General features: G+C 54.4%; 16 protein-coding genes and 1 riboswitch. Of the genes, 8 read left to right on the top strand and 8 right to left on the bottom strand.

The features are described 5' to 3' along the window. Window positions 1-5287 (top strand): calcium-binding protein (locus THS27_RS27510; protein WP_139835706.1); only part of this gene is annotated, 5287 nt, incomplete at its 5' end. A 608-nt stretch (window positions 5288-5895) separates the two neighbouring features. Beyond that, on the top strand, window positions 5896-7086 hold the full coding sequence (gene fdhA / locus THS27_RS22230) for a formaldehyde dehydrogenase, glutathione-independent (RefSeq protein WP_085594609.1): 1191 nt from the start codon (window positions 5896-5898) through the stop codon (window positions 7084-7086). A 95-nt stretch (window positions 7087-7181) separates the two neighbouring features. Here fdhA and THS27_RS22225 read toward each other — a convergent pair whose 3' ends face one another. Together THS27_RS22225 and THS27_RS22220 are read right to left on the bottom strand one after the other, a co-directional pair. Next, window positions 7182-7640 carry a GNAT family N-acetyltransferase gene (locus THS27_RS22225; protein WP_085594607.1) on the bottom strand — a complete coding sequence of 153 codons (459 nt, stop codon included), beginning with the start codon at window positions 7638-7640 and terminating at the stop codon, window positions 7182-7184. Window positions 7641-7685: 45 nt separating this feature from the next. Then, window positions 7686-8681, bottom strand: a complete 996-nt coding sequence (locus tag THS27_RS22220) for a tRNA-dihydrouridine synthase (RefSeq protein ID WP_085594605.1) — start codon at window positions 8679-8681, stop codon at window positions 7686-7688. 520 nt (window positions 8682-9201) lie between these two features. Between THS27_RS22220 and THS27_RS26965 the strand changes: the two genes are divergently transcribed. Further along, window positions 9202-9354, top strand: coding sequence for a hypothetical protein (locus THS27_RS26965; protein ID WP_168184971.1), 153 nt, complete (start codon window positions 9202-9204; stop codon window positions 9352-9354). Between the two features lie 210 nt (window positions 9355-9564). On the opposite strand, the gene meaB is transcribed toward THS27_RS26965, so the two are convergent. The 3 genes from meaB to THS27_RS22200 form a co-directional block, all read right to left on the bottom strand. Further along, window positions 9565-10611 (bottom strand): methylmalonyl Co-A mutase-associated GTPase MeaB, encoded by a 1047-nt coding sequence (gene meaB, locus THS27_RS22210; RefSeq protein ID WP_085594603.1) that lies wholly within the window; start codon window positions 10609-10611, stop codon window positions 9565-9567. A gap of 253 nt (window positions 10612-10864) precedes the next feature. After that, window positions 10865-13021: a methylmalonyl-CoA mutase gene (gene scpA / locus THS27_RS22205; protein WP_085594601.1), complete on the bottom strand. Its 2157-nt coding sequence runs from the start codon at window positions 13019-13021 to the stop codon at window positions 10865-10867. Between the two features lie 2 nt (window positions 13022-13023). Further along, window positions 13024-15114 (bottom strand): methylmalonyl-CoA mutase family protein, encoded by a 2091-nt coding sequence (locus THS27_RS22200; RefSeq protein ID WP_085594599.1) that lies wholly within the window; start codon window positions 15112-15114, stop codon window positions 13024-13026. A gap of 109 nt (window positions 15115-15223) precedes the next feature. Further along, window positions 15224-15335: riboswitch (cobalamin riboswitch) on the bottom strand. A 415-nt stretch (window positions 15336-15750) separates the two neighbouring features. On the opposite strand from THS27_RS22200, the gene THS27_RS26960 reads away from it, so the two are divergent. Beyond that, the gene (locus THS27_RS26960; protein ID WP_168184970.1) at window positions 15751-15924 is read left to right on the top strand and encodes a hypothetical protein; all 174 of its coding nucleotides are present in this window, start codon (window positions 15751-15753) and stop codon (window positions 15922-15924) included. 85 nt (window positions 15925-16009) lie between these two features. Then, entirely contained in the window at window positions 16010-16429 is a 420-nt protein-coding gene (locus THS27_RS22185) for a response regulator (protein WP_085594593.1), read from the top strand. 131 nt (window positions 16430-16560) lie between these two features. On the opposite strand, the gene phhA is transcribed toward THS27_RS22185, so the two are convergent. After that, complete coding sequence (gene phhA, locus THS27_RS22180; protein WP_085594591.1) at window positions 16561-17535, bottom strand: phenylalanine 4-monooxygenase; 975 nt, start codon at window positions 17533-17535, stop codon at window positions 16561-16563. Window positions 17536-17702: 167 nt separating this feature from the next. Here phhA and THS27_RS22175 point away from each other — a divergent pair, with 167 nt between their 5' ends. Next, a complete protein-coding gene (locus tag THS27_RS22175) occupies window positions 17703-18194 on the top strand; it encodes an Lrp/AsnC family transcriptional regulator (protein WP_085594589.1) in 492 nt (163 codons plus the stop codon). 121 nt (window positions 18195-18315) lie between these two features. Here THS27_RS22175 and THS27_RS22170 read toward each other — a convergent pair whose 3' ends face one another. Continuing rightward, window positions 18316-19170: a hypothetical protein gene (locus THS27_RS22170; protein WP_085594587.1), complete on the bottom strand. Its 855-nt coding sequence runs from the start codon at window positions 19168-19170 to the stop codon at window positions 18316-18318. A 241-nt stretch (window positions 19171-19411) separates the two neighbouring features. Here THS27_RS22170 and THS27_RS22165 point away from each other — a divergent pair, with 241 nt between their 5' ends. After that, window positions 19412-20416, top strand: coding sequence for an asparaginase (locus tag THS27_RS22165; RefSeq protein WP_085594616.1), 1005 nt, complete (start codon window positions 19412-19414; stop codon window positions 20414-20416). 253 nt (window positions 20417-20669) lie between these two features. Beyond that, window positions 20670-20987, top strand: coding sequence for a YnfA family protein (locus tag THS27_RS22160; RefSeq protein WP_085594614.1), 318 nt, complete (start codon window positions 20670-20672; stop codon window positions 20985-20987). Between the two features lie 19 nt (window positions 20988-21006). On the opposite strand, the gene THS27_RS22155 is transcribed toward THS27_RS22160, so the two are convergent. Continuing rightward, the gene (locus tag THS27_RS22155; protein ID WP_085594585.1) at window positions 21007-22431 is read right to left on the bottom strand and encodes a nitrogen regulation protein NR(II); all 1425 of its coding nucleotides are present in this window, start codon (window positions 22429-22431) and stop codon (window positions 21007-21009) included. Between the last annotated feature and the right edge of the window lie 2 nt (window positions 22432-22433).

Below are 22433 nucleotides of genomic sequence, written 5' to 3'. Positions count from 1 at the left end.
TGATGGCGGTGCCGGAAATGACCAGCTAGACGGTGGCGACGGTGCTGATACCTTGCTTGGTGGAAGCGGCGACGACGTTCTGGGCGGTGGCGACGGGAACGACCTGCTTTCAGGCGGGGAAGGTGCCGATACGCTGCTGGGCGGGGCAGGCGATGATGTGATTGACGGTGGCGATGGCAATGATCTGCTGTTGGGTGGCGAAGGGGCTGATACCCTGATCGCGGGTGCCGGTGATGATATTGTCGATGGCGGGGCCGGGGCTGATACCCTGATTTTTGCCAATGGCAGCGACCACGATGTGGTACGCGGATTTAGCCTGACCGAGGACCACGTTTCCCTGCCGGACCTTAACATTGGTAGCTGGTCCGAACTTAAAGGCATGATTGCTGACGATGTGAACGGCAATGCGGTGATTTCATTGCCGCAGGGTGGAACGATTACGTTTGAGGGTATTTCGGCATCGCAACTGGGGCCGGATCAGTTTAACGGCATCGAAAATGTCGCCAGTGCGTTTGACGATACTCTGAGCGGAACCGTTGGCAATGACGTGATCGACGCCCTTGGCGGTGATGACAGTGTTGCGGCCGGGGCCGGGGATGACACCTTACTGGGCAATAGCGGTAACGATGTGCTTGATGGGGGGGCCGGTAACGACACCCTTGCAGGTGGCACCGGCACCGATACGCTGATTGGCGGCGCGGGCGATGATGTGTTGCAGTTTGCCGGTGACCATACCGGTACGACCCATGATGATACCGACCATACCGGTACGACCCATGATGATACCGACCATGCCGGAAGCCCTGATATAGATGGTACCGGCATTGGCGTGTCGCTGGATGGCAAGGAACTGTCGGACGATGTATTTGCCGGCGGCGATGGCGTTGATACCCTGGCCGGTACAGATGGCAACGATGCCATTATCCTTGATGCGGACCATATCGATGGCACGGCACAAGCCGGTATTTCGGGCATTGAAGTGATCAATGCCGGGGCGGGCGACGATGTGGTTGATCTCACCAGTTCGCAATATGGCTATGACGATGTTGTGGTCGATGGCGGCAGTGGCAATGATGTTTTGTGGACCAATGCGGGCAACGACACCATTTTGGGTGGCGACGGCAACGACATAACCCATGATGGCGCTGGCAATGATGTGGTCGATGCCGGGGCGGGCGATGATACCCTGATGGGCAGTGCCGGTGCCGACACCCTGATGGGTGGCGACGGTATTGATACGGTTGATTACAGCCATTCCGCCCAGGGTGTGGAAGCCTATCTTGGCGGCACGGACGGCAATGCCCGCAACCCGTGGGCAGCGAATGAAGGGCTGACCGGCGATGCTGCAGGCGACGTTTTGTCGGGCATTGAACGGGTTATTGCCTCGGCCCATGACGATTACATTTACGGCAACAGCCAGGACAATGTGGTTGATCTGGGCGATGGCAACGATGTGTTTGATAATATCGAGGCCGATGTCAGCACCGATACCATTGATGGCGGCCTTGGCAATGACACCATATGGGTGGGCAATGGCGACGATATCGTTCATGGCGGCGCAGGCAATGACGTTTTGTATGGCGAATTGGGCAACGATACCCTCTATGGCGATGCCGGACGCGATATTCTAAATGGCGGCGGCGGCAATGACAGCCTTGATGGCGGTTCTGGCGATGACACGATTCAGACCGGTTCCGGGGCTGACCATGTAATTGTGACCAGCACAGAAGGTCATAAGCTGGTAACCGATTTTAATACCAGCGAAGACAAGGTGTCGCTGGCCGGGGTTGGCATTACCGAGTGGTCCGATCTGGCCCCGCGCCTGTCCGAGGTTAATGGCAACCTGGTAATTGACCTGGGTGAAAATGGCTCGCTGACCCTTAAGGGCGTGCATTTGCGCGATATTGGTGCCGATACATTTGAAGATGTTGACGGCTTTGTCGGGGCCACGCCGTATGACGACGTTTTGTCGGGCACAACCGCGGGCGATTATATTGATGCACTGGCCGGGGACGACGTTGTTGAAGGCGGTGCCGGTGATGACACCCTGATCGGCAATGACGGCAATGACCAGATTTCCGGCGGGTCGGGTGATGACACCATTCTGGGTGGTAATCAGGATGACGTGCTGGATGGCGGTTCAGGCGATGACTGGATCGATGGTGAAGACGGCGAAGATGTTATTTCCGGTGGTGATGGCAACGATTCCCTGTTTGGCGGGGCTGGCGACGACGTAATCGACGGTGAAGGCGGGCAGGATTACATTGATGGCAAGGACGGCGACGACCATTTGATTGGCGGGGCCGAAACCGACACCATTTTCGGTTCCGGCGGCAATGACTGGATTGAAGCAGGCGACGGCAATGACGTGGTTTCGGGTGGCGACAACGAAGATTTGATCTTTGGCGGTGCCGGCAACGATACCCTGTCGGGCGATAGCGGCAACGACACCATTGAAGGCGGTGCGGGCAACGACATTATAACCGGTGGTGATGGTAACGACCTTTTGGCCGGTGACTGGAACAATGGTGGCGGGGATGACACCCTTTCAGGCGGGAATGGCGACGATACCCTGTGGGGTGGCGATGGTAACGACACCCTGAGCGGCGATGCCGGAAATGATTACCTGCTGGGTGGCGATGGCAATGACACGCTGGAGGGTGGTGCAGGCAACGACACCTTTACCGGCGGGGCTGGCGACGACACCATTGTTGTTTCCAACAATGCCGGGAACAAGGTTGTCACCGATTTTGCCATCGGACAGGACAAAATCTCGCTCGTGGCGATGGGCATTACCGACTGGTCGGACCTTGCCAGCCACATGTCGCAGGTTGGCAATGATGTTGTCATTTTCCTGAATGGCGAAGGCACGCTGACACTTGAAGATGTCCGCCTTGAAAACCTGAGTGCGGATTCCTTTGTCGGTGTGACCGGCAGCAGCGGCCCAACCGAATATCGCGACGTGCTGTATGGCACCAGCAACAATGATTCTATCGCCGCCCTTGCCGGTGATGACACGGTCATGGGCCTTGGCGGGCAGGATACCCTGCGCGGTATGGATGGTAACGACACCCTTTACGGCGATGACGGTGACGACCGCCTTTATGGTGATCAGGGCAATGACCGTCTTGAAGGCGGTAGCGGCCAGGATCGCCTTGAAGGGGGCGATGGCAATGATGTGCTGTTGGGCAATGATGGCGATGACAGCCTGCTGGGTGGCACCGGCGATGACACGCTTGATGGCGGCCAGGGCCAGGATCGTCTGTTTGGCGAGGATGGTAACGACACCATCCTTGGCGGTTCGGGCGATGATTCGATCAAGGGGGGTACCGGCCATGACGTTCTGAACGGTCAGGATAATAACGACCGTATCTGGGGTGACGACGGCAACGATACCCTGTTTGGTGAAAACGGTGATGACTCGCTTTATGGCGGCACCGGCAATGACGTGATCGATGGCGGTGCCAACAATGACCGCCTGTGGGGCCAGGATGGCAACGACACCCTGTATGGTCAAAGCGGTGATGACAGCCTGAACGGTGATAACGGTAACGATATTCTTGATGGCGGTGATGGTAATGACCGCCTGTGGGGCGGTAATGGCAACGATACGCTAAGCGGTGGTGCGGGGAATGACAGCCTTGATGGCGGGTCGGGCCGTGATACCGCAAGCTATGCCAATGCAGGTGCGACAGTGGCTGCTGATCTTTCGGTGCATACGGCATCGGGCGGGGCAGGTCAGGACTTCCTTAATTCGATCGAGGATTTGATTGGGTCAAACTTTGCCGATGCCCTGTTTGGCGATGACGGGGCGAACCTGCTTTCGGGCCTTAATGGTGATGATTTGCTATCGGGCGGGGCGGGCAACGATGACCTGCTGGGCGGTGCCGGAAACGATACTTTGTGGGGCGGCAACGGCAATGACTACCTTGCGGGCGGTGACGGCAATGACACCCTGTGGGGTGGTGCCGGGCAGGACCAGCTTGATGGCGGTGACGGCAATGACACCCTGTGGGGTGGTGCCGGGCAGGACCAACTTGATGGCGGTGCCGGTAATGACGTGTTGCAATATCACGATGATGCCAACTGGTCTTCTGCCAATGCCGTGCGCGACATGGGCGATCCGGGCGCCGATGGCAGCAACGTTCAGGTCAATCTGAACGGCTATCACCAGTCGAACGACATTTTTAACGGTGGCGAAGGCCATGACACGCTGGTGATGTCTTCGGGTAATGATGCCCTGATCCTGCATGACGACCTTTCAGCACCGGGGACAACGCCACGCATTTCCGGGGTCGAGGTGATTGATGCCGGGAACGGTAACGATATTGTTGATCTGACCAGTTCAACCAACAGCTACGGCGATGTCACGATTGATGGTGGCACGGGCGACGATATTTTGTGGTCCAATGCCGGGGACGATGTGCTGATCGGCGGGGATGGTAACGACACCCTGCATGGGGGCAGCGGTAATGACCTGCTTTCGGGTGGTTCCGGCCAGGATGTGCTGGATGGTGGTGCTGGCGATGATGTGCTGCAATATAACGCCGATGGTCAGTGGAACAATCAGTGGTATGCCCATAATGACGGGGCACCGGGTGCTGACAGCCACAACAACACCGGCGGTTGGGGGCATTTCTTCCATCATGGTAATGGCTATGGTCACGGTGATGGTGGTGACAGCGGCACCGGCGATATGGTCAATCTGGATGGCTACAACCAGTCCAACGACATTTTCGAAGGTGGCGACGGGCACGATACCCTGCAAATGACTGATGGCAACGATGTCCTGTTCCTTGACGATACGACAAGTGATCCGGGCACATCACCGCGTATTTCCGGGATTGAAGTGATTGATGCCGGTGACGGGGACGATATTGTTGATCTGACCAGCCAGAATGAAAGTTACGGCGATGTCACGATTAATGGTGGCAATGGCAATGATGTGATCTGGTCGAATGCCGGGGACGATGTTCTGAGCGGTGGAGCAGGCAACGACACGCTTTATGGTGGTTTGGGCGATGATACGTTGTCGGGCGGTGCGGGCTGGGATCAGTTTGTGGCGGGTGATGTAACCGGCCATGATGTGATTACCGATTTCACCGAAGGCGAAGACATCATTGATCTAAGCGAGTGGAACTATAACAACTTTAACCAGATCGAAGCCGATATGCACCTTGATGCCAGTGGGCAAAACCTGGTGATTGACCTGGGCCATGACGCATCGATTACGTTGATGGGCATTGACCATAATCTTAAGGCCGATGATTTTAATTTCCACGGCTAGGCCGTAATAAACCGGTTGCTAAAACAAACCCGCAAATGCCCGGCATTTGCGGGTTTTGTGGTTTGGTTGGGGGGTGTCGGCCATGTTTGTAATGCTGACTATGCTGTCCCGGTCTGTACTGTCCCCCCTTTCCTTACTCACACGTGTATTTGATCAATATGCGCAAACTTACAGACGAAACGTCGCAAACTTCCCGTTTTTAGCTTTGGGGTTCTGTTAGGGTAATTCCAAATGAACCTTTGGGTTTTCCATCGCACGTCTTTCAGGCTGTCTTTTCCTACAGGGGCCGTTTGAAAGGGATGAAGCATAATCAATAGTGTGAAGTCATCGTTTTGGTGCTTTGCCCGGCAAATTCAAATAATCGACACCGGATTTGCGAGTTGCTCCGGCAGCAGGTGAATGACGCAAAACAGGGTATTTTGGGTTTTGTGTCGCTTCTCCAGGTTTTGTGCTTCTTCAGGACTTGTTCAGCGCCCTTTTGATCGGGGGCGTTATAGGTACTTCGCCCCGAAGTGCCGGCCGTGTACCTGCGCGGTGACCAGGGCCATCAAAAGAAAACAATCAAAGCCCCGGAATGTCCGAAGGCTTTATATCAGCGGAGGAAGCAAATGAGCGCGAACAGAGGTGTTGTTTATGTTGGTCCGGGCAAAGTGGAAGTCCGGAATATTCTGGACCCGGTAATGTCATCGCCAGATGGTCGCAAGATCGACCATGCTGTTATTTTAAAGGTGATATCGACCAATATTTGCGGGTCTGACCAGCATATGGTGCGCGGGCGCACAACGGCCGAGCCCGGCCTTGTGTTGGGCCATGAAATAACCGGGCAGGTTATTGAAAAGGGCAGCGATGTTGAACAGCTTGAAATTGGCGATATCGTATCGGTTCCGTTTAATGTCGCTTGTGGCCGGTGCCGGTGCTGCAAATCGCAAGATACCGGTGTATGCCTGACGGTTAATCCGTCCCGTGCTGGTGGGGCGTATGGTTATGTCGATATGGGCGGCTGGATTGGCGGGCAGGCCCATTATGTGATGGTGCCTTATGCCGACTTTAACTTGCTGAAATTCCCTGATCGGGATCAGGCGATGGAAAAAATCCGCGATCTGACCATGTTGTCCGATATTTTGCCGACTGGCTTTCATGGCGCGGTGCAGGCCGGTGTTGGTGTTGGTTCCATTGTGTATGTGGCAGGTGCAGGCCCGGTGGGGCTGGCGGCGGCGGCATCGGCCCGTATTTTGGGTGCGGCCGTTGTAATGGTTGGCGATTTCAACAAGGAACGTCTGGCCCATGCGGCAAAAATGGGGTTTGAGCCTGTCGATTTATCACAAAGCGACCGGTTGGGCGAGATGATTGCCGAAATCACCGGCAGCCCCGAAGTAGACAGCGCCATTGATGCCGTGGGCTTCGAGGCGCGTGGGCATAGCGGCGGCGAACAGCCGGCGATTGTGCTTAACCAGATGATGGAAATCACCCGGGCGGCAGGTTCCATCGGTATTCCCGGCCTGTATGTAACCGAAGATCCGGGTGCTGTGGATGATGCCGCCAAACAGGGCAGCCTGTCGCTGCGCTTCGGCCTGGGCTGGGCCAAGGCACAATCCTTCCATACCGGGCAGACCCCGGTGATTAAATATAACCGGCAACTGATGCAAGCCATTTTGCATGGCCGACTGAACATTGCCGATATCGTTAATGCACAGGTTATTTCGCTGGAAGATGCCGCACAGGGCTATGAAAGCTTTGATCAGGGGGCAGCCAAGAAATTTGTCCTCGACCCGCACGGGATGCTGGCCAAGGCAAGCTAGGATTTGCAGGATTAGACCTGCTGAGTTTAACGAAAATCCCCGTCAGGTCGTCTGGCGGGGATTTTCACGTTTTGGTTCACGGAAATAGCCCGGATTTATTGCGGTTGGCGGTCCCGTCGCATGCGGATCAGCTCAAAGGGGCGTCCATCAACATCCTTGGCGCGGCGGGAGATTTCGTGAAAGCCCAATTTGCGATAAAAGGGCGGTGCCAAGGGGTTGGCAGCATAAACCTCGAGTTCCAGCCACGGTTTAAACGGGCTGACATGTTCCACCAGGGACCGGCCAATATTCATGCCATGAAAGGCCGGGGCCACAAAAAGCCCGCCAATAAAACAATCCAGCAAACCAATGAAGCCCACCGGAATGTGACCAACGAGGGCAACGTGGTTTTCCGCCTGCGGCAAATAGACATCGCGCACGATGAGCTGTTGTTGTAACAGCGTCTTTTCCCCCAAAAAGGCATGCCCAAGGCGCGATGCCGCAAGCCAGATTGCGAGAAGATCGTCGCAATCCTGCGGATCATAGGGGCGTATGGTCAGATCGGAAAGGGGCATGGCGACGTCCATAACCGGAGGCGTTTGGTGGCTTTGAGGCTTTTTTTAAGCCGCGATCCGTTTGTCTTGCTGCCGGTTTTCAGGCTTTTCGCGGTCTTCGCTTAATTTGGTGCGTAGCTCGTGAATATCGCGAATGCGTTTGATCTCGTCAAAGCAGGTGGCAGCGGTGCTGTGGCCTTTGCGCATCATCGATACCCATTGTTTGATGCGCCCGGCCTGGTGGTTTTCAGTGGCACCGTCCTGTGCCAGAAGGTCGATATAGGCCAGCAGAATGCCCAAAACATCGGCCCAGCTTTGTTTTGCTGGTGCTTCGCTAGTTTCCATCGCCTTGATGCGTGCAGCAAGGTCCGGGCAGGCAATGGCACCGCGCCCCAGCATAAAGGACGTGCAGCCGGAAATATCGCGGCAGCGGATATAATCCTCGAGGGTCCAGATTTCGCCATTGGCTGTCATGGGGATGGAAATGGCCTCGCGGATGCGGGCCAGATATTCCCAATGTGCGGGCGGCTTGTAACCTTCCAGTTTGGTGCGGGCATGAACAGTTAAATGTTGCACGCCACCTTCTTCAACCGCACGGGCATTTTCCAGAAACAGGGTTTTATCGGCATATCCCAGGCGGATTTTGGCACTAACTGCGATATGGCCCGGAACAGCGGCGCGCACGGCACGGACAATGTTAAACAGGTTTTCCGGGCATTTTAACAAAGACGCGCCTGCTTCGCGTTTATTGACGGTTTTGGACGGGCAGCCAAAATTGATGTCAATGCCCGGTGCGCCCAGTTCAACGGCAAAGGCGGCATTTTCGCCCAATAATTGCGGGTCATGGCCCATCAGCTGGACCAGAACAGGCTGCCCGCTGGCGGTTTTGCCGCCCTGATGCAATTCGGGGCAATAACGATAAAAGACATGCGCCGGGAACAGGGTTTGCGACACGCGGATAAATTCGGTAACGCATTGGTCAAAGCCACCAACCGCACTTAGCAATTGCCGAACGCGCCAGTCCACAAGCCCTTCCATTGGTGCTAACACCAATTGCGTCATCGTCTTTTATTCCCTATCGCGGATTGCGAATTTCGATCAGGTTTTCGGCCGGACCGTAAATATAAACTGACCGAAGCGGGCCGGTAGCACCGGTTCGTCCGATCTGGCCTTCGATAATTTTCTGTCCGTGCTTGTGCAGATGTTCAATTACGGCGTCAAGCGGTGTTTGGGTTAAAAATACAAATCGGCGGAACCGGGCAGGGGGCGATGTACGTTATCATCAGGAATGGTGTTTGCGGGGTGTAAATTGGTTTTGACCCCCAAAATGCGGGGCGGCACGGCCATTACCAAAATCCTTACGGTTCATGTCTAAAATGGTTTGATAAAATTCAACAGGGCCTGCAATGCTTTTCACGGTCAAAACCAGGTGATCAAGTCTGGTTATTTTCATTGGAAATCCCTATTTATCTGGTAGCCCCAACAGGATAAAAGACATCTGCACTCCGCAGGAATTAAGGGGTGTTGACGATTGGTTTGATTATAAAATACATCATAAACGACGAACTGGAGGATCCCAACGATGCTGTATATTGTGCAAAAGGCATTGGACGAGCTTGAAGCCATGCCGCGTGACAAACGCGAAAGCTACTCCCACGTGGATCGCGAGATTTCCGAGGCGGTCGCCAAACTTCAGGAACTTAAAGACAAGCTCGAAGCTGACGAAAAGAAATAACGCTGGCTTGTCTGGCGTTTGATACCTGATTTTGACGAGCGCATCAGACGCAATGCGGTGTGATATGCCTTGGCGCGGCCTATATGATAGGTCAGGGGCATTTTACATTTCCCGCAGGTTATCGTCCCTGGTAGCCGGTTGCGATGGTTAATTGCGTTCATTGGATATTGGGATAAAGGGCTGCGGTTTCGTAGCCCTTTTGTTTTTTCGCTATTTTTGCGCCATCATCGTCAAAAGTTCTTCGACCGCCTGTGTCGGGTTTATGGAACCCGATAATACGTTTTGTTCCAGGTCTGGCAGGGCGCTGCGAACATCATCGCGCCGGGTAAAGGTTTCCAGCAGCCGGTCACGCAGCATGGTCCACATCCATTCATGTTGCTGGCGGGCACGTTTGGCGGCAAATTCGCCTTCTTTTTCCATGATCTGGCGGTGTTGTTTGATCAGGTCCCATGCCTCGTCCAGCCCCTCGCGGGTCAGGGAGGACACCATCATGGATTGCGGGCGCCAGTGATGGCTGGTGGGCTGTAAAATGCGCAGGGCCGATGAATATTCCCGTTTGGCTTCGCGGGCTTTGGCCGGGTCGGCATCGCATTTGTTAACCGCAATCAGATCGGCAATTTCCAGCACACCCTTTTTAATGCCCTGCAATTCATCGCCCGCCCCAGGCAACATCAGCACCAAAAAGAAATCGGTCATTTGTGCGACCATGGTTTCGCTTTGCCCGGCCCCCACGGTTTCGACCAGCACCACGTCAAAGCCTGCGGCCTCGCACAGCAAGATGGTTTCGCGCGTCATGCGGTTGACGCCGCCTAAATACCCGCTGCTGGGCGAGGGGCGAATATAGGCGTTGGGGTCGATCGACAGGTCGTTCATCCGGGTTTTATCCCCCAGAATCGATCCACCAGATCGCGCACTGGTCGGGTCCACGGCCAAAACGGCCACTTTATGCCCCGCTTTGGTGAGTTTGGTGCCAAACGTCTCGATAAAGGTCGATTTGCCAACGCCAGGAACCCCGGTAATGCCAATACGGTGTGATCCGCCGGTATGGGGCATTAGCTGTTCCAGCACCTGTTGCGCCTGAGTGAAATGTTCGGGTTTGCGGCTTTCAACCAGCGTAATGGCTCGCGACAATATCGTGCGATTGCCCGCCAGAACACCCTCGACTATCTCGGTGGTTTCCAGCACCCGTCTGCGCACCCGGGGGCGCGGGTTGGTGGTGGCGTTTTTACCCGGAATGGTGCGCAACGTTTCCTTCACCAGATATCCTTTGTCATGCCGTCAGGTTTCAAACAGGGCGTTTCGCCATGGTTTTTTGCGCTACCTTTTACCCCGTCCTGTCGATCATACTGCTTGCACCATCGCACGGGCAAGGTTGGTGCCACTTGTTGCCCTGTATTCACGGGCTATCGATCCGCCTGTGGCGGGGCCAAATTGATGAAGGCGTAAATGGTAAAATAAACCGGGCACTGACTGTGCTTTGGATACCGATGCCCGGTTCAGCGTTTTGGTTCTAGGCCGCGTTTGATGTTTCGCCGTCCAGCAATTTTTCCAGTAATTCGCTGGCGGCTTCGGCAATGACCGTCCCGGGCGGAAAAATGGCCTCGGCGCCGGCGGCAAACAGTTTGTCAAAATCCTGCGGCGGAATAACCCCGCCAGCCACAATCATAATGTCCTCGCGGCCGAGTTTATCCAGCTCGGTGCGCAATTGCGGCACCAGGGTTAAATGCCCGGCAGCAAGGGAGCTTGCGCCGACGATATGCACGTCGTTTTCAGCAGCCTGGCGGGCGGCTTCTTCTGGCGTCTGGAACAGTGGGCCAATATCGACGTCAAATCCCAAATCGGCAAAGGCTGTTGCAATCACCTTTTGCCCGCGGTCATGCCCGTCCTGCCCCATTTTGGCAATCAGGATGCGCGGGCGGCGGCCTTCGGCCTCGGCAAAGGCATCGACCAGGCGTGCCACTTTTTCAAGGGCAGCGTTATTGGCGCCGACCTCGGTTTTATAAACCCCGGCGATGGAACGGATAACAGCCTGATGACGACCATAAACCTTTTCCAGCGCATCGGAAATTTCGCCCACGGTGCATTTTGCCCGTGCGGCCTGCACGGCCAGTTCCAGCAAATTGCCCGATTTTTCACCCGCCGCATTGGTCAGTGCGGTAAGCGCACTTTCAACGGCGCTATCGTCGCGTTCGGCCCGCAAACGTTCCAGCTTGGCAATTTGCTGGCGGCGAACTTCGGCATTATCAACCTGCAACACATCTACCGGGCGGTCATCTGTCACGCGGTATTTGTTAACCCCGACCAGGGTTTGGCGGCCACTATCGATACGGGCCTGGGTGCGCGCGGCGGCTTCCTCGATCCGCATTTTGGGAATGCCGGCTTCAATCGCCTTGGCCATGCCGCCCTGTTCTTCGACTTCGGCAATATGGGCCCAGGCCTTTTCGGCCAGATCGCGGGTAAGACGTTCGACATAATAACTGCCGCCCCACGGGTCGATCACATTGGTGGTGCCGCTTTCCTGCTGCAAAAACAGCTGGGTATTGCGGGCAATGCGGGCGGAAAAATCGGTCGGCAGGGCCAGGGCTTCGTCCAGCGCATTGGTGTGCAGCGACTGGGTATGGCCCTGGGTGGAGGCCATGGCCTCGACACAGGTGCGGATCACATTATTGAACACATCCTGCGCGGTTAGCGACCAGCCCGATGTCTGGCTGTGCGTGCGCAGCGACAGCGATTTGTTGCTTTGCGGATCAAACTGTTTGATCAGCTTGGCCCAGATCATACGGGCGGCGCGCATTTTGGCAATTTCCATAAAGAAATTCATGCCAATCGCCCAGAAAAACGACAGGCGCGGGGCGAATTTATCAATATCCAGGCCGGCTTCCATACCGGCACGGGCATATTCCACCCCATCGGCCAGGGTATAGGCCAGTTCCAGGTCCGCCGTCGCCCCGGCTTCCTGCATGTGATAGCCGGAAATGGAAATGGAATTGAATTTCGGCATGTTTTGCGAGGTAAAGGCAAAAATGTCGGAAATGATCCGCATCGATGGTTTGGGCGGATAGATATAGGTGTTGCGCACCATGAATTCTTTGAGAATGTCGTTCTGAATGGTGCCCGAAAGCTGGGCGTGTTTAACGCCCTGTTCCTCGGCCGCGGCAATATACAGCGCCATCACCGGCAACACCGCACCATTCATGGTCATGGAAACCGACATTTGATCAAGCGGGATGCCATCAAACAGGGTGCGCATGTCATAGATGCTGTCAATCGCCACACCGGCCATGCCGACATCGCCAGCCACCCGGGGGTGGTCGCTATCATAGCCGCGATGGGTGGCCAGGTCGAAGGCAATCGACAGGCCCTTTTGCCCGGCGGCAAGGTTGCGGCGGTAAAAGGCGTTGGATTCCTCGGCGGTGGAAAAACCGGCATATTGGCGGATCGTCCACGGGCGTTGCACATACATGGTGGGGTAGGGGCCGCGCAAAAAGGGCGGTATGCCCGGCATGGTATGCAAATGGTCCAGTCCGGCAATATCATCGGTGCCGTAAACAGGTTTTACGTCAATGCCTTCGGGCGTATGCCATGGCACGCCCGATGACGGGGCGGTGGGCGTGTTTGCCTTTGTATCAAATAAGGGCAGATCGGAAAAATCAGGGATCCGGGTCATGGTTATTTCACTCCCAGATGGTCAAGGATGGTGGTGGTCGTTGCGATCACATCCGATCCGACAAAAATGAAATCAGTAATTCCGGCGGCTTCAAAAGCCCCCCGGTTATCACCGGGATGCCCGGCCAGATAAATTTTGCGAGCACCTGCTGCGTTTAGCGATTTTGCCATTTCAGCGGCATGTTCGGCATATTGTGTATCCGATCCGCAAATGATGGCAATTTTTGCCCCGCTTTGCTTAAAGGCAATGTCCGCATCATGGCCGTTGGCAAAGCCGTTATTGGGAATGGCTTCAATGCCGCCAGCACCAAAAAAGTTACGTGCAAACATTGCCCGTGCCGTATGGTCGGCAACCTTGCCTATATTGCACAGGAAAATTTGTGGTGCCGTACCGGTTTCCATTTTATGTGCCGATGCACGGCGGCGGTTGGCTTCAAACGCCTCGGACAAACGATGTTGTGGCAGTGGGGGCATGCGGCTTGCCAATGACGGGTCACCATACAAGGCATTAAACAATTGTTCGATACTGGCCCCTTTGGCTGCGGCGGTGACCAGATCGCTAAAATCATTGCCAATTTTTACATCAGGCGGCGTAGCCCTGCTTTGGGCCGCCGTACGCAAAACCGTAATATCGGGTGTTTCGCAATGCACGGCGGCTTCGTCGATATTGGGGAATTCGGAAACACCGGTTAACGGGTCGCGCCGGGTTGCAAGGCGGGATTCACGTTTTTGCCAAAGATCGGTAATTTCAGCAACGAGACTGCCGTTTTCAACGGCATTGATAATGCCGCCATTGTCTTCGATTGACTGAAATTTTTGCCAGGCATTAAGTGCCAGATCACGGGTCAGGTTTTCAATGAACCACGAACCGCCTGCCGGATCGATGACACGGTGAACATTGCTTTCTTCCTGTAAAATCAGCTGGGTATTACGGGCAATACGGCGTGAAAAACCGTCGGGCAAGCCAATGGCATGGTCGTAGGGCAGGCACACAACACTATCTGCCCCGCCGAGCCCGGCGGCAAAACTGGTGACAGTGGTGCGCAGCATATTTACCCACGGGTCCACTTTGCTGATGATTTGTTCGGCCGATATGGCATTGATGGTGATGGCGCAGCCTTCAATGCCTGATGCCTGCAAAATACGCCGCCACATCAGGCGCAGGGCGCGTAATTTGGCAATGCCGGCAAAAAAATCGGTGCCAATGGCCGTGGTAAAAGTAATGCTGGTGGCAGCCTTTGCGCCCTCCATACCGGCATCAACCATGGCACGGAAATAGGCAAGGCCGGTTGCCAGTGAAATGGCAAGTTCCATGCTGTCGGTTGCCCCGGCATTATACCACGGCGTGCTGTTTACCGTTATCGCTGTGGCATTGGGGAATTTGCCAGCCATCGTTCGGGCAAAACTGCCGGCCTGTTTTAATGCGGTTGTCAGGTCGGTTGGGCAGTACCCCTCGGCAACATATGTGCTTATCGGGTCCAAATTAAAGGCAGGTGCGGCGTCGGAAATATCGTCTTCACGGGCCATGCGGGCGGCCAGCAAGGCTGCGCAGGGTATGGTTGCTGCCCCGGCATCCAGTGCGATTGGTGCCAGATTGGTATAAACGCCGTTCAGTGTGTGGTTGAGGTCATCCAGATTATAAACCATGACGCCACCCAGCCCCGCATCATCCCCACGGGCACCCCGACCAAACCTTGCGGCATGATCAAAACGCAGCAAAATGGATGTAACACCACTTTCCAGATCTTCCAGAATGGCATCATTCACCGCTTTGGGTGATGGATGGGCATGGAGCTGGCGAATATCCCAACCGGTTGCGGCAGGCTTTGCGCCGGTATTTGTTGTTTTTTCGTCCGCGTTGGGTGCCGCGGCAAGCTGGCTGTTGGTCGCGATCAGGGAGGGGTGAATTTGGGCGATGTCACCATCAAGATCATCGGCTGTGTAAATGGGCTGAACATCAAAACCGTCGCGCAGATGCGTTACCAGTTTTTTGTCAAACGGCGCGCCGTTCAGGGCGGCTTCGGCCAGTTTGCGCCATGCTGCATAATCGGCAGGCGGAAATTCAGATGCCAGTTTCAAGCTCTGATCGGTCATGGTTGCTCCCGGTCGCGGTCGATACGAAGTACCGCGCACTGGCGTGGCACCATTGGTTCCCATCGCCCGGTACACCCCGCCCGGCCCCTGTCAGAGAGCGAAACAATCCCGGTAATCTGACTTGTTCCCGGTGTCACAGGCTGCATTGGCGCCCCTGACGTTACGGAACCAACAGTTGCGGGGGCAGTTTCGGATTTGGCAGGTGCCGCACCGAATTCCCGGAAAATGTTCCATGTCCCCTTGCGGGGACGGTCCTGTTTATAGCACCCCCGCCCAATTCAGTAAATAGGCATGGAAATACCTATTTATTCGAAAGGTAGAACCCGGTTAAAATAAAAATCGATGAAAAATAGTGCAAATTCAATTGATAAGGAAAAATTTTGCATGTGTCTGATGGTGTCGAAAAGGCCGTTTGGCGATGTGGGCGCATCAGACTTTGGTGCTATGATGAACAACAGGACACCCGGGAACGGCAAAGAACCATGCCGCGTTTCGGGATTCGAAGACGGGCAGGTTCCCACAAACCAGAGCGATCAACAGCGGTTTCCTTATTGTGCTTAACGGGGGTTTTTGCTGCTGGGCGATACAGGAGCGCTTTATCGCACCAGTATTGCAGGCCATAGGATTGCCCGGGTTATGGAAGTTGGTCGTCTGCATTTCACGGGCAGAAATGCGTTAACAGAATTGTTCCCGGACTGGGGCGAAGAAATTTTCCCCGCCCATGTTTATCACCCTTCGCGCCACCATCCACCGGCCAAAACCCGTGCATTTCTGGCGTTTGTCGCATCCTTGCGGGAGAAAGCCGTTTAAATGCGGCAAAATTTCGACATTTAACCAATTCGACATTTTCAGCCTCTATGGTCGGGCTGTCCTGAAATTCGGAGAGAAGCCATTCATGAACGCGCTAAGCGCCATGCCGCCTTATCCCAGCCTGTCTGGTCTGGTGGCCTTTGCCGACGACAGCCCCAGTGCCAAAGCCGCCCTTGAGACGGTTTTGCGGCGTGCGGGATATGCTGTTGCAGGGTTTGATTGCGCCGATGATTTGATCGATTCGCTAGATGGTATGGCACCTCGCGCCATTATTCTGGATCTGGAAATGCCCGGTATGAGCGGCTTTGAAGCTTTTTGCGAAATTCGCCGCCGGTTTCCCAGTTCAAATGATGTCCCGGTTTTGTTTTTTTCCGCCCATTACGATGCCGATACTCGCGCCCAGGCTGAAGCCCTTGGGGCGGCTGATTTTATCAGCAAGGATTCCAGCCCGATGGTTGTTATCGCGCAGTTGAACCGCGTTTTGGAAAACGTTCTTAGCCATTAATTCGTCGATATTTGCTGCACGCCCGCGTTAGACCGCTATTGCCAATGGTGCGGTAACGGGAGTGGCGGCAAAATAAACCCGCCGGTCGCATCGCAACCGGCGGGCAAGCTCCCTTGTCCAGGCACCCGGTGTTAGCCAGTGCCATCGAAGGCGTATCCTTCGTTACCGAAGTGATACACGCGGTCTGAATCCAGAACGCCTGCTGGTGGAATAACGGGCAGACTGGCAAGACGCGTATAGAGATTTTCAAAATCCTGTAACGTCGCCTCGAACAGCTGTTGATAGCTCTCAAGAACGAAGTAGGTTTTTTGAAAATCGTCGATCTTGTAGTCTGTTCGCATCACACGTTCCAGTGCAAATCCGATGCGATTTGGTCGTGGGTCGCTAAGGCAATATAAAGTCTCGCTTTTTGACGATAACATTCCTGCGCCATAGGCACGCAAACCGTCTGTAGTTTTGATCAGGCCAAATTCCACCATGTACCAGTACAGCCGGGCGAGCTGCTTTAGTGATCCGTGTTCGATCGCTTCCGGGCCTTTGGCACCATAGGCCGCCAGATAATCGGCAAATACCGGATCAAACAGCATGGGCACATGGCCAAAAAAATCGTGGAAGACATCCGGTTCGACCAGATAATCGATCTCTTCGGGTTTGCGCAGCCACACCGTTACCGGAAAACGGCGATTGGCAAGATGATTAAAAAACGCATCATCGGGCACAAGGCCGGGCACGGCGACCAGCCGCCAGCCGGTGGCAGTAAAAAGCTGTCCGCTGATTTTATCGAATTTTGGAATGCCATCCTGCGCGTTCATCCGTGCCAGATTGGCAATAAAATCGTCGGCGGCCATGCCGGGTAAAATTGCACTTTGGCGCTGATACAATTCGCGCCACAAGGCATGTTCGGCGGCGCTGTACTTTTCCCAGTTTTGATCGACTGTGTAATCGTCATGGGTGTGGCTGTAATCTCCGCGCAGGTTAGGGGCCGGGGCCTTTGGCGCACAAGAGGGCGCTAATTGGGCGCTATCATTGCCGTTTTGCCTTTCTGCCGGGCTAAAATGCGGATCGGTGACAAGGGAAGGTGTTTTTTCGGCCTGAAACCTGTTCATGACGTTCCTCACTGACGAATAAGTCTCCGGCATTCTGGTGGCCGGTTTCGGGTATTTGTGAAGATTGTATTTTACAGTAATTCCAGCGTCATTTCCGGGCGATATGGGTGCGTTTTTATGGTTTGTATGTCATTATGTGACTGATTATTGAGATTTTGGGGTTAAAAATGACGGATGTTCAGCTTTCGGCAACGGATGTGAAAATTTTAAATGTCCTGCAAAAGGATGCCAGCATAAGCAATGTTGCCCTGGCTGAAATTGTGGGTATGTCACCATCGCCCTGTTTGCGCCGGGTGAAACAGCTAGAGGCATCGGGAATGATCCGTAAAACCGTCGCCCTGCTGGATCGCAAAAAAGCAGGGTTGGGGGTTTTGGCAACGGTTCAGGTCCGTTTGCAGCGCCATACCGAAGCCGGCGCCGAAGATTTTGCCCGTGCGATGAATGATTTGCCCGAGATTTTGTCGTGCTGGGCCATGACCGGGCGGCAGGACTTTTTGTTAATGGCACTGGCACAAGACATTGAAAGTTTTGGTGATTTTGTGACCCATAAATTGCTGTCGATGCCCAATGTACGCGATGTGCAATCCAGTTTGGTGCTTAAGGAATATAAAAACGAAACCGCCATTCCGATCAGGGCGGATACGTCGGCACGGATATAGATGTAAGGCACGATGCAAGGCAACGAGCAGGCAGGTTCGTGACAGCAGATGTGCCAGGTGCAATGGCCCCCAAAAACCGGCAAGGAAGGGGCTTTACACCGCCTTCCTGCCAGATCGTTTGTTATTGTGTAGCCTGTTGGTCATTGGCAATTTTGAAAAACGGGTCGCAACAGGTGCCTTCGGGCGTGCAACCATATGCCGGGGTGTCATCAGGTGTGAAATCGTCCTGTTTCCATTGTTTGTAATGGGCAGGCGTATAGTATATCCGGTTGTTGACGTAATCGTAAACGATGCGCCCGTCAGCCGCGGCAAAGGCATATTGGTCGTCCCACTGGTCTTCCATTTGGGTAAATTCGACATAGCCCGTTAGCGGAATGTTTTCCTGCCCTACTTTTGAAAAACGCGCCGCGTAATAGTTCCATCGCTGGCTGTTGGTCATTCCCCCGGTTTGATTAAGGGTATTCATAACTTCGGCGCGGTTTTGTGTTTTGAGCACTTCGGTCATATGAATTTCGTTGTCAAACCCGGAAATATCAAGGACTGGCAGGTGGTCAAGAGCATTGCCATGCGGGGACCGGGCAGCATTTTGCCAATAGGCGGGGTTAAGGGCAAAGGGACCGTCAATATCGTCGGGCGGATAAAAATGCCCGGCTTCGAGCGTGGCTAAATCATAGGCCAGCAGGGATTTGGCCATTTGTTGCAGGCCAGTGGTCAGGATCGCACGGTTAACACCCACCGTGGGAATAACCAGCCCGGACAAGGTGTCGGTTGATGCCGTCTGAACATCTTCAGGCAAGGCTCCCCAATTATTGCATTGATCAACCGGCCATTCTTTTCCCTGCCCGACAGGGGAGCGGCCCGACCATAGCTGCGAGATCGCATCCTGGGGGTTAAGCCACTTGTTTTCGGCCACGGCGGGTGACGCAAGGCTGTTCAATATGACGATGCTGCAAAGGGCGAACAAGGCTCGTTTCATGACGGGATACTCCTGATAATGTTACACGGGGTGATTGAAACACACCCTGTTATCGGGATGTTACCGGGGCGTGGGAACGGGACTGGTTCCCCTGTAAAGGATGGTGAAAAGCAAATTGTAACCGGTTTTAGGGTGCAGTCCATGCCGTGAACGGTTCTTGCCTTTTGCCTGTGATTTCAGGCATAGGAAAGATTAGTATTCGATGACCGATATAACCCGTCCCCCATATGCGGAGCCCGTCATGACCAATAGTGCCAACCCGATCCTTGTTGAAGCCACCCGTGGAACCATGGTCGAAAGTTTTCATCGCGGGCGTTATGTGGTGATGAAAGCCGATGGCACTGTAATTGAGCAGGGCGGCGATATTGATGCGTTGATGTATCCGCGTTCCGCCATAAAGCCATTATTGGCAATTCCGATGGTTGAAAGCGGTGCGGCCGATGCGTTTGAATTGGAAGACCAGCATATTGCGCTGGCCTGTTCGTCGCATAACGGTGAGGAACGCCACGCCCATACTGTGGCGGCATGGCTTGAAAAACTGGGTTTGTCGGTTGATACGCTGGAATGTGCGCCGCATTATTCGCTGCGACTGGCATCGGCGATTGAACAGGCGGTGGACCATGTACAACTGACCAGGGCGCACAATAACTGTTCAGGTAAACATTCGGGCTTTTTGACAACGGCGGTGCATTTGGGCGAAGACCCGACGGGGTATATCAACGAAGCCCACCCGGTGCAGCAACGCCTGATTCGCATTTTGGAAGAAATGGGCGATTGTGATTTGTCATCCGCGCCACGCGGTATTGATGGTTGCGGAATTCCGGTTATTGGCATGCGGTTGCGCGATTTGGGGCTGGCAATGGCACGTATGGCCGATACCAGTGGCCTGGCCCCGGCACGCGCAAAGGCAATTGCGCGGATTCGCAAGGGCTGTGCGGCTGACCCGTTCATGGTGGCAGGCACCGGGCGTTTTTGCACCAAGGTGATGGAAGTCTGCGGTACCGATGCTTTGGTCAAGGTCGGTGCCGAAGGCGTTTATTGCGCAGCATTTCCCCAGCAAGGATTGGGCGTGGCCCTTAAAATTGATGACGGTGCCCAACGTGGTGCCGAGGTGGCAATGGGGGCATTGCTGCGTCGTCATGGCGTGATTGATGATGCTCGTGCGGCAACTTTGAAAGATTATCTGACGCCGGTTCTAACCAACTGGGCGGGCAAATATGCCGGTGATATGCGCCCCGCCTTTTAAGGGCAGGATCGCACAAGGCTTTTAGGGCTGTTTACCACTATAAATGCCATCCCGGTCAGTATGCGAATGGCGGCCATATTGGTATTCTTGCCGCTACCATCGCCGCTAACGCGGGGACAAACCGTAATATTTGGGGCTGTTAGCCAGGTGTCCTGCAATGATCGATGTCGCGTAAGGCAAATGACGTGGCATTGATGGTGCTGTGGTACCCCGTTTTCGGTATTTCGAAATATCAGGGCGTGAAGAGGCTGTTGTGTCACTGTTGTTTTATATCGCTGCCGCGACTGCCGAAATAGCCGGATGTTATGCATTTTGGGCGTGGTTGCGAAACGATAAATCGCCGTGGTGGACTGCCCCGGGAATGATTGCCCTGGTGATTTTTGCGGTTGTGCTGACCCGCGTTGATACCGCATTTGCCGGGCGGGCGTTTGCGGCCTATGGCGGGGTTTATATCGCGGTATCGCTGCTATGGTTATGGCTGGTCGAAGGAATGCGCCCTGACCGCTGGGATATGGTCGGGGCTGGTATGTGTGTGGCCGGGGCAATGGTCATTTTGTTTGCCCCGCGTTAGGGCGCGTAACCTGCCTTGGTTAGCTGTTAGGGGCGTTCCCCGTACCAGTGCGATCTTCGCCCGGTAACAAAACATGAAATGTGGTGCCTTTTCCGATTTCAGTTTCAAACCAGATCCGACCGCCATGTTTGACCTGCACAATATCGTGCGTAATTGCCAAGCCCTGGCCCGTTCCTTTGCCAACCTCTTTGGTGGTGAAAAACGGATTAAAGATTTTCGATCTGTTTTCCTTGGCAATGCCCGAATCATTATCGGTAATGCTGACCAGAATCTGATCATCAAGGGCTGTGGTTTTGATATGAATATGGCCTTCTTCCACGCTGCGCCCTGATGATTCAATCGCCTGGGCCGCATTGACAATCAGGTTCAGAAACACCTGATTTATTTCATTGATAAAACAAGGAATATGCGGCAGTTCCGGGTCCAGTTCCTCGGTCAGTTCGGCGCTGTGTTTCCACTCGTTACGCGAAATCACAATAACGTTGGACAGAATCCGGTTGATGTCGGTTGCGGTCTTTTCGCTGCTGCCGGGATGGGAAAATTCCTTCATCGACAGTACGATGCGTGCCACTTGATTAATCCCGTCCAGCGATTGCTGGGTGGCATGGGGGATTTCATCTAGCAAAAATTCCAGATCGGCATCGCGCATTTGTTTGGAAAACTCGCGAAAGGTGCCTTCGGGCAGGCTGTCACGGTGTTTCCATAATGTTTGAAGGGCGGTCCCCAACAACCGCGACAACGACCCGTATCCGTCATTGAGGAATTTCAGGTTGTCGCGAATATATTGGCTGGGTGTGTTAATCTCGTGGGCAATGCCCCCGGCAAGATGGCCAATTGCTTCAAGTTTTAAGGCTTCGCGCAGTTCGCCTTCCAGCTTCTTTTGTGATTCTTCGGCTTTTTTGCGTCGGGTGATATCGCGAAAAATGTATAAAAAGCTGTTTTCACCCATGAAATGCGCGGGGCTGACGATAACTTCCATCGGAAAACTGTCGCCGTCGCGCCGCTGGCCCATGGTTTCGGTATAGTCATAGCGCAAAATGCCGCTGCTGATATTAATGCAGCGATTAAGCAATTTGTGACGCACGGTGTTTTTGCGGTCGATAAACATTTCGTCCGCGCCTGATTCTGTCAGATCCTCCCGGTCGGATCGCAACAGAACACATGCCGATTTGTTGCAGTCCTGAATGCGGCCAACCCTGTCGACAATCAAAATACCTTCAACAACGCTATCAAGAATGGTTTGCAGGCGTTGCGAGGATTCCCGGTGGCGTTTTTTTTGCGCCTCGATCAGCATTTCAACGCGCGCTGCCATTTCGTCGGGCAGGCCCAGTTCGCGCACCGCAGCGATCAGGTCAAAATCGGCCTTGTCGTTGGGGCTAAGAATTACGGTTTCTCTGGTGGACGGGTCAAAGGCGGTTTCTTTTGGCACGGCGGAAACACTCATAA

Origin of the sequence: Thalassospira sp. MCCC 1A01428 (assembly GCF_002115825.1) — a bacterium.
Lineage (GTDB): Bacteria > Pseudomonadota > Alphaproteobacteria > Rhodospirillales > Thalassospiraceae > Thalassospira.
This window is presented reverse-complemented; position numbering and strand designations above follow the sequence as displayed.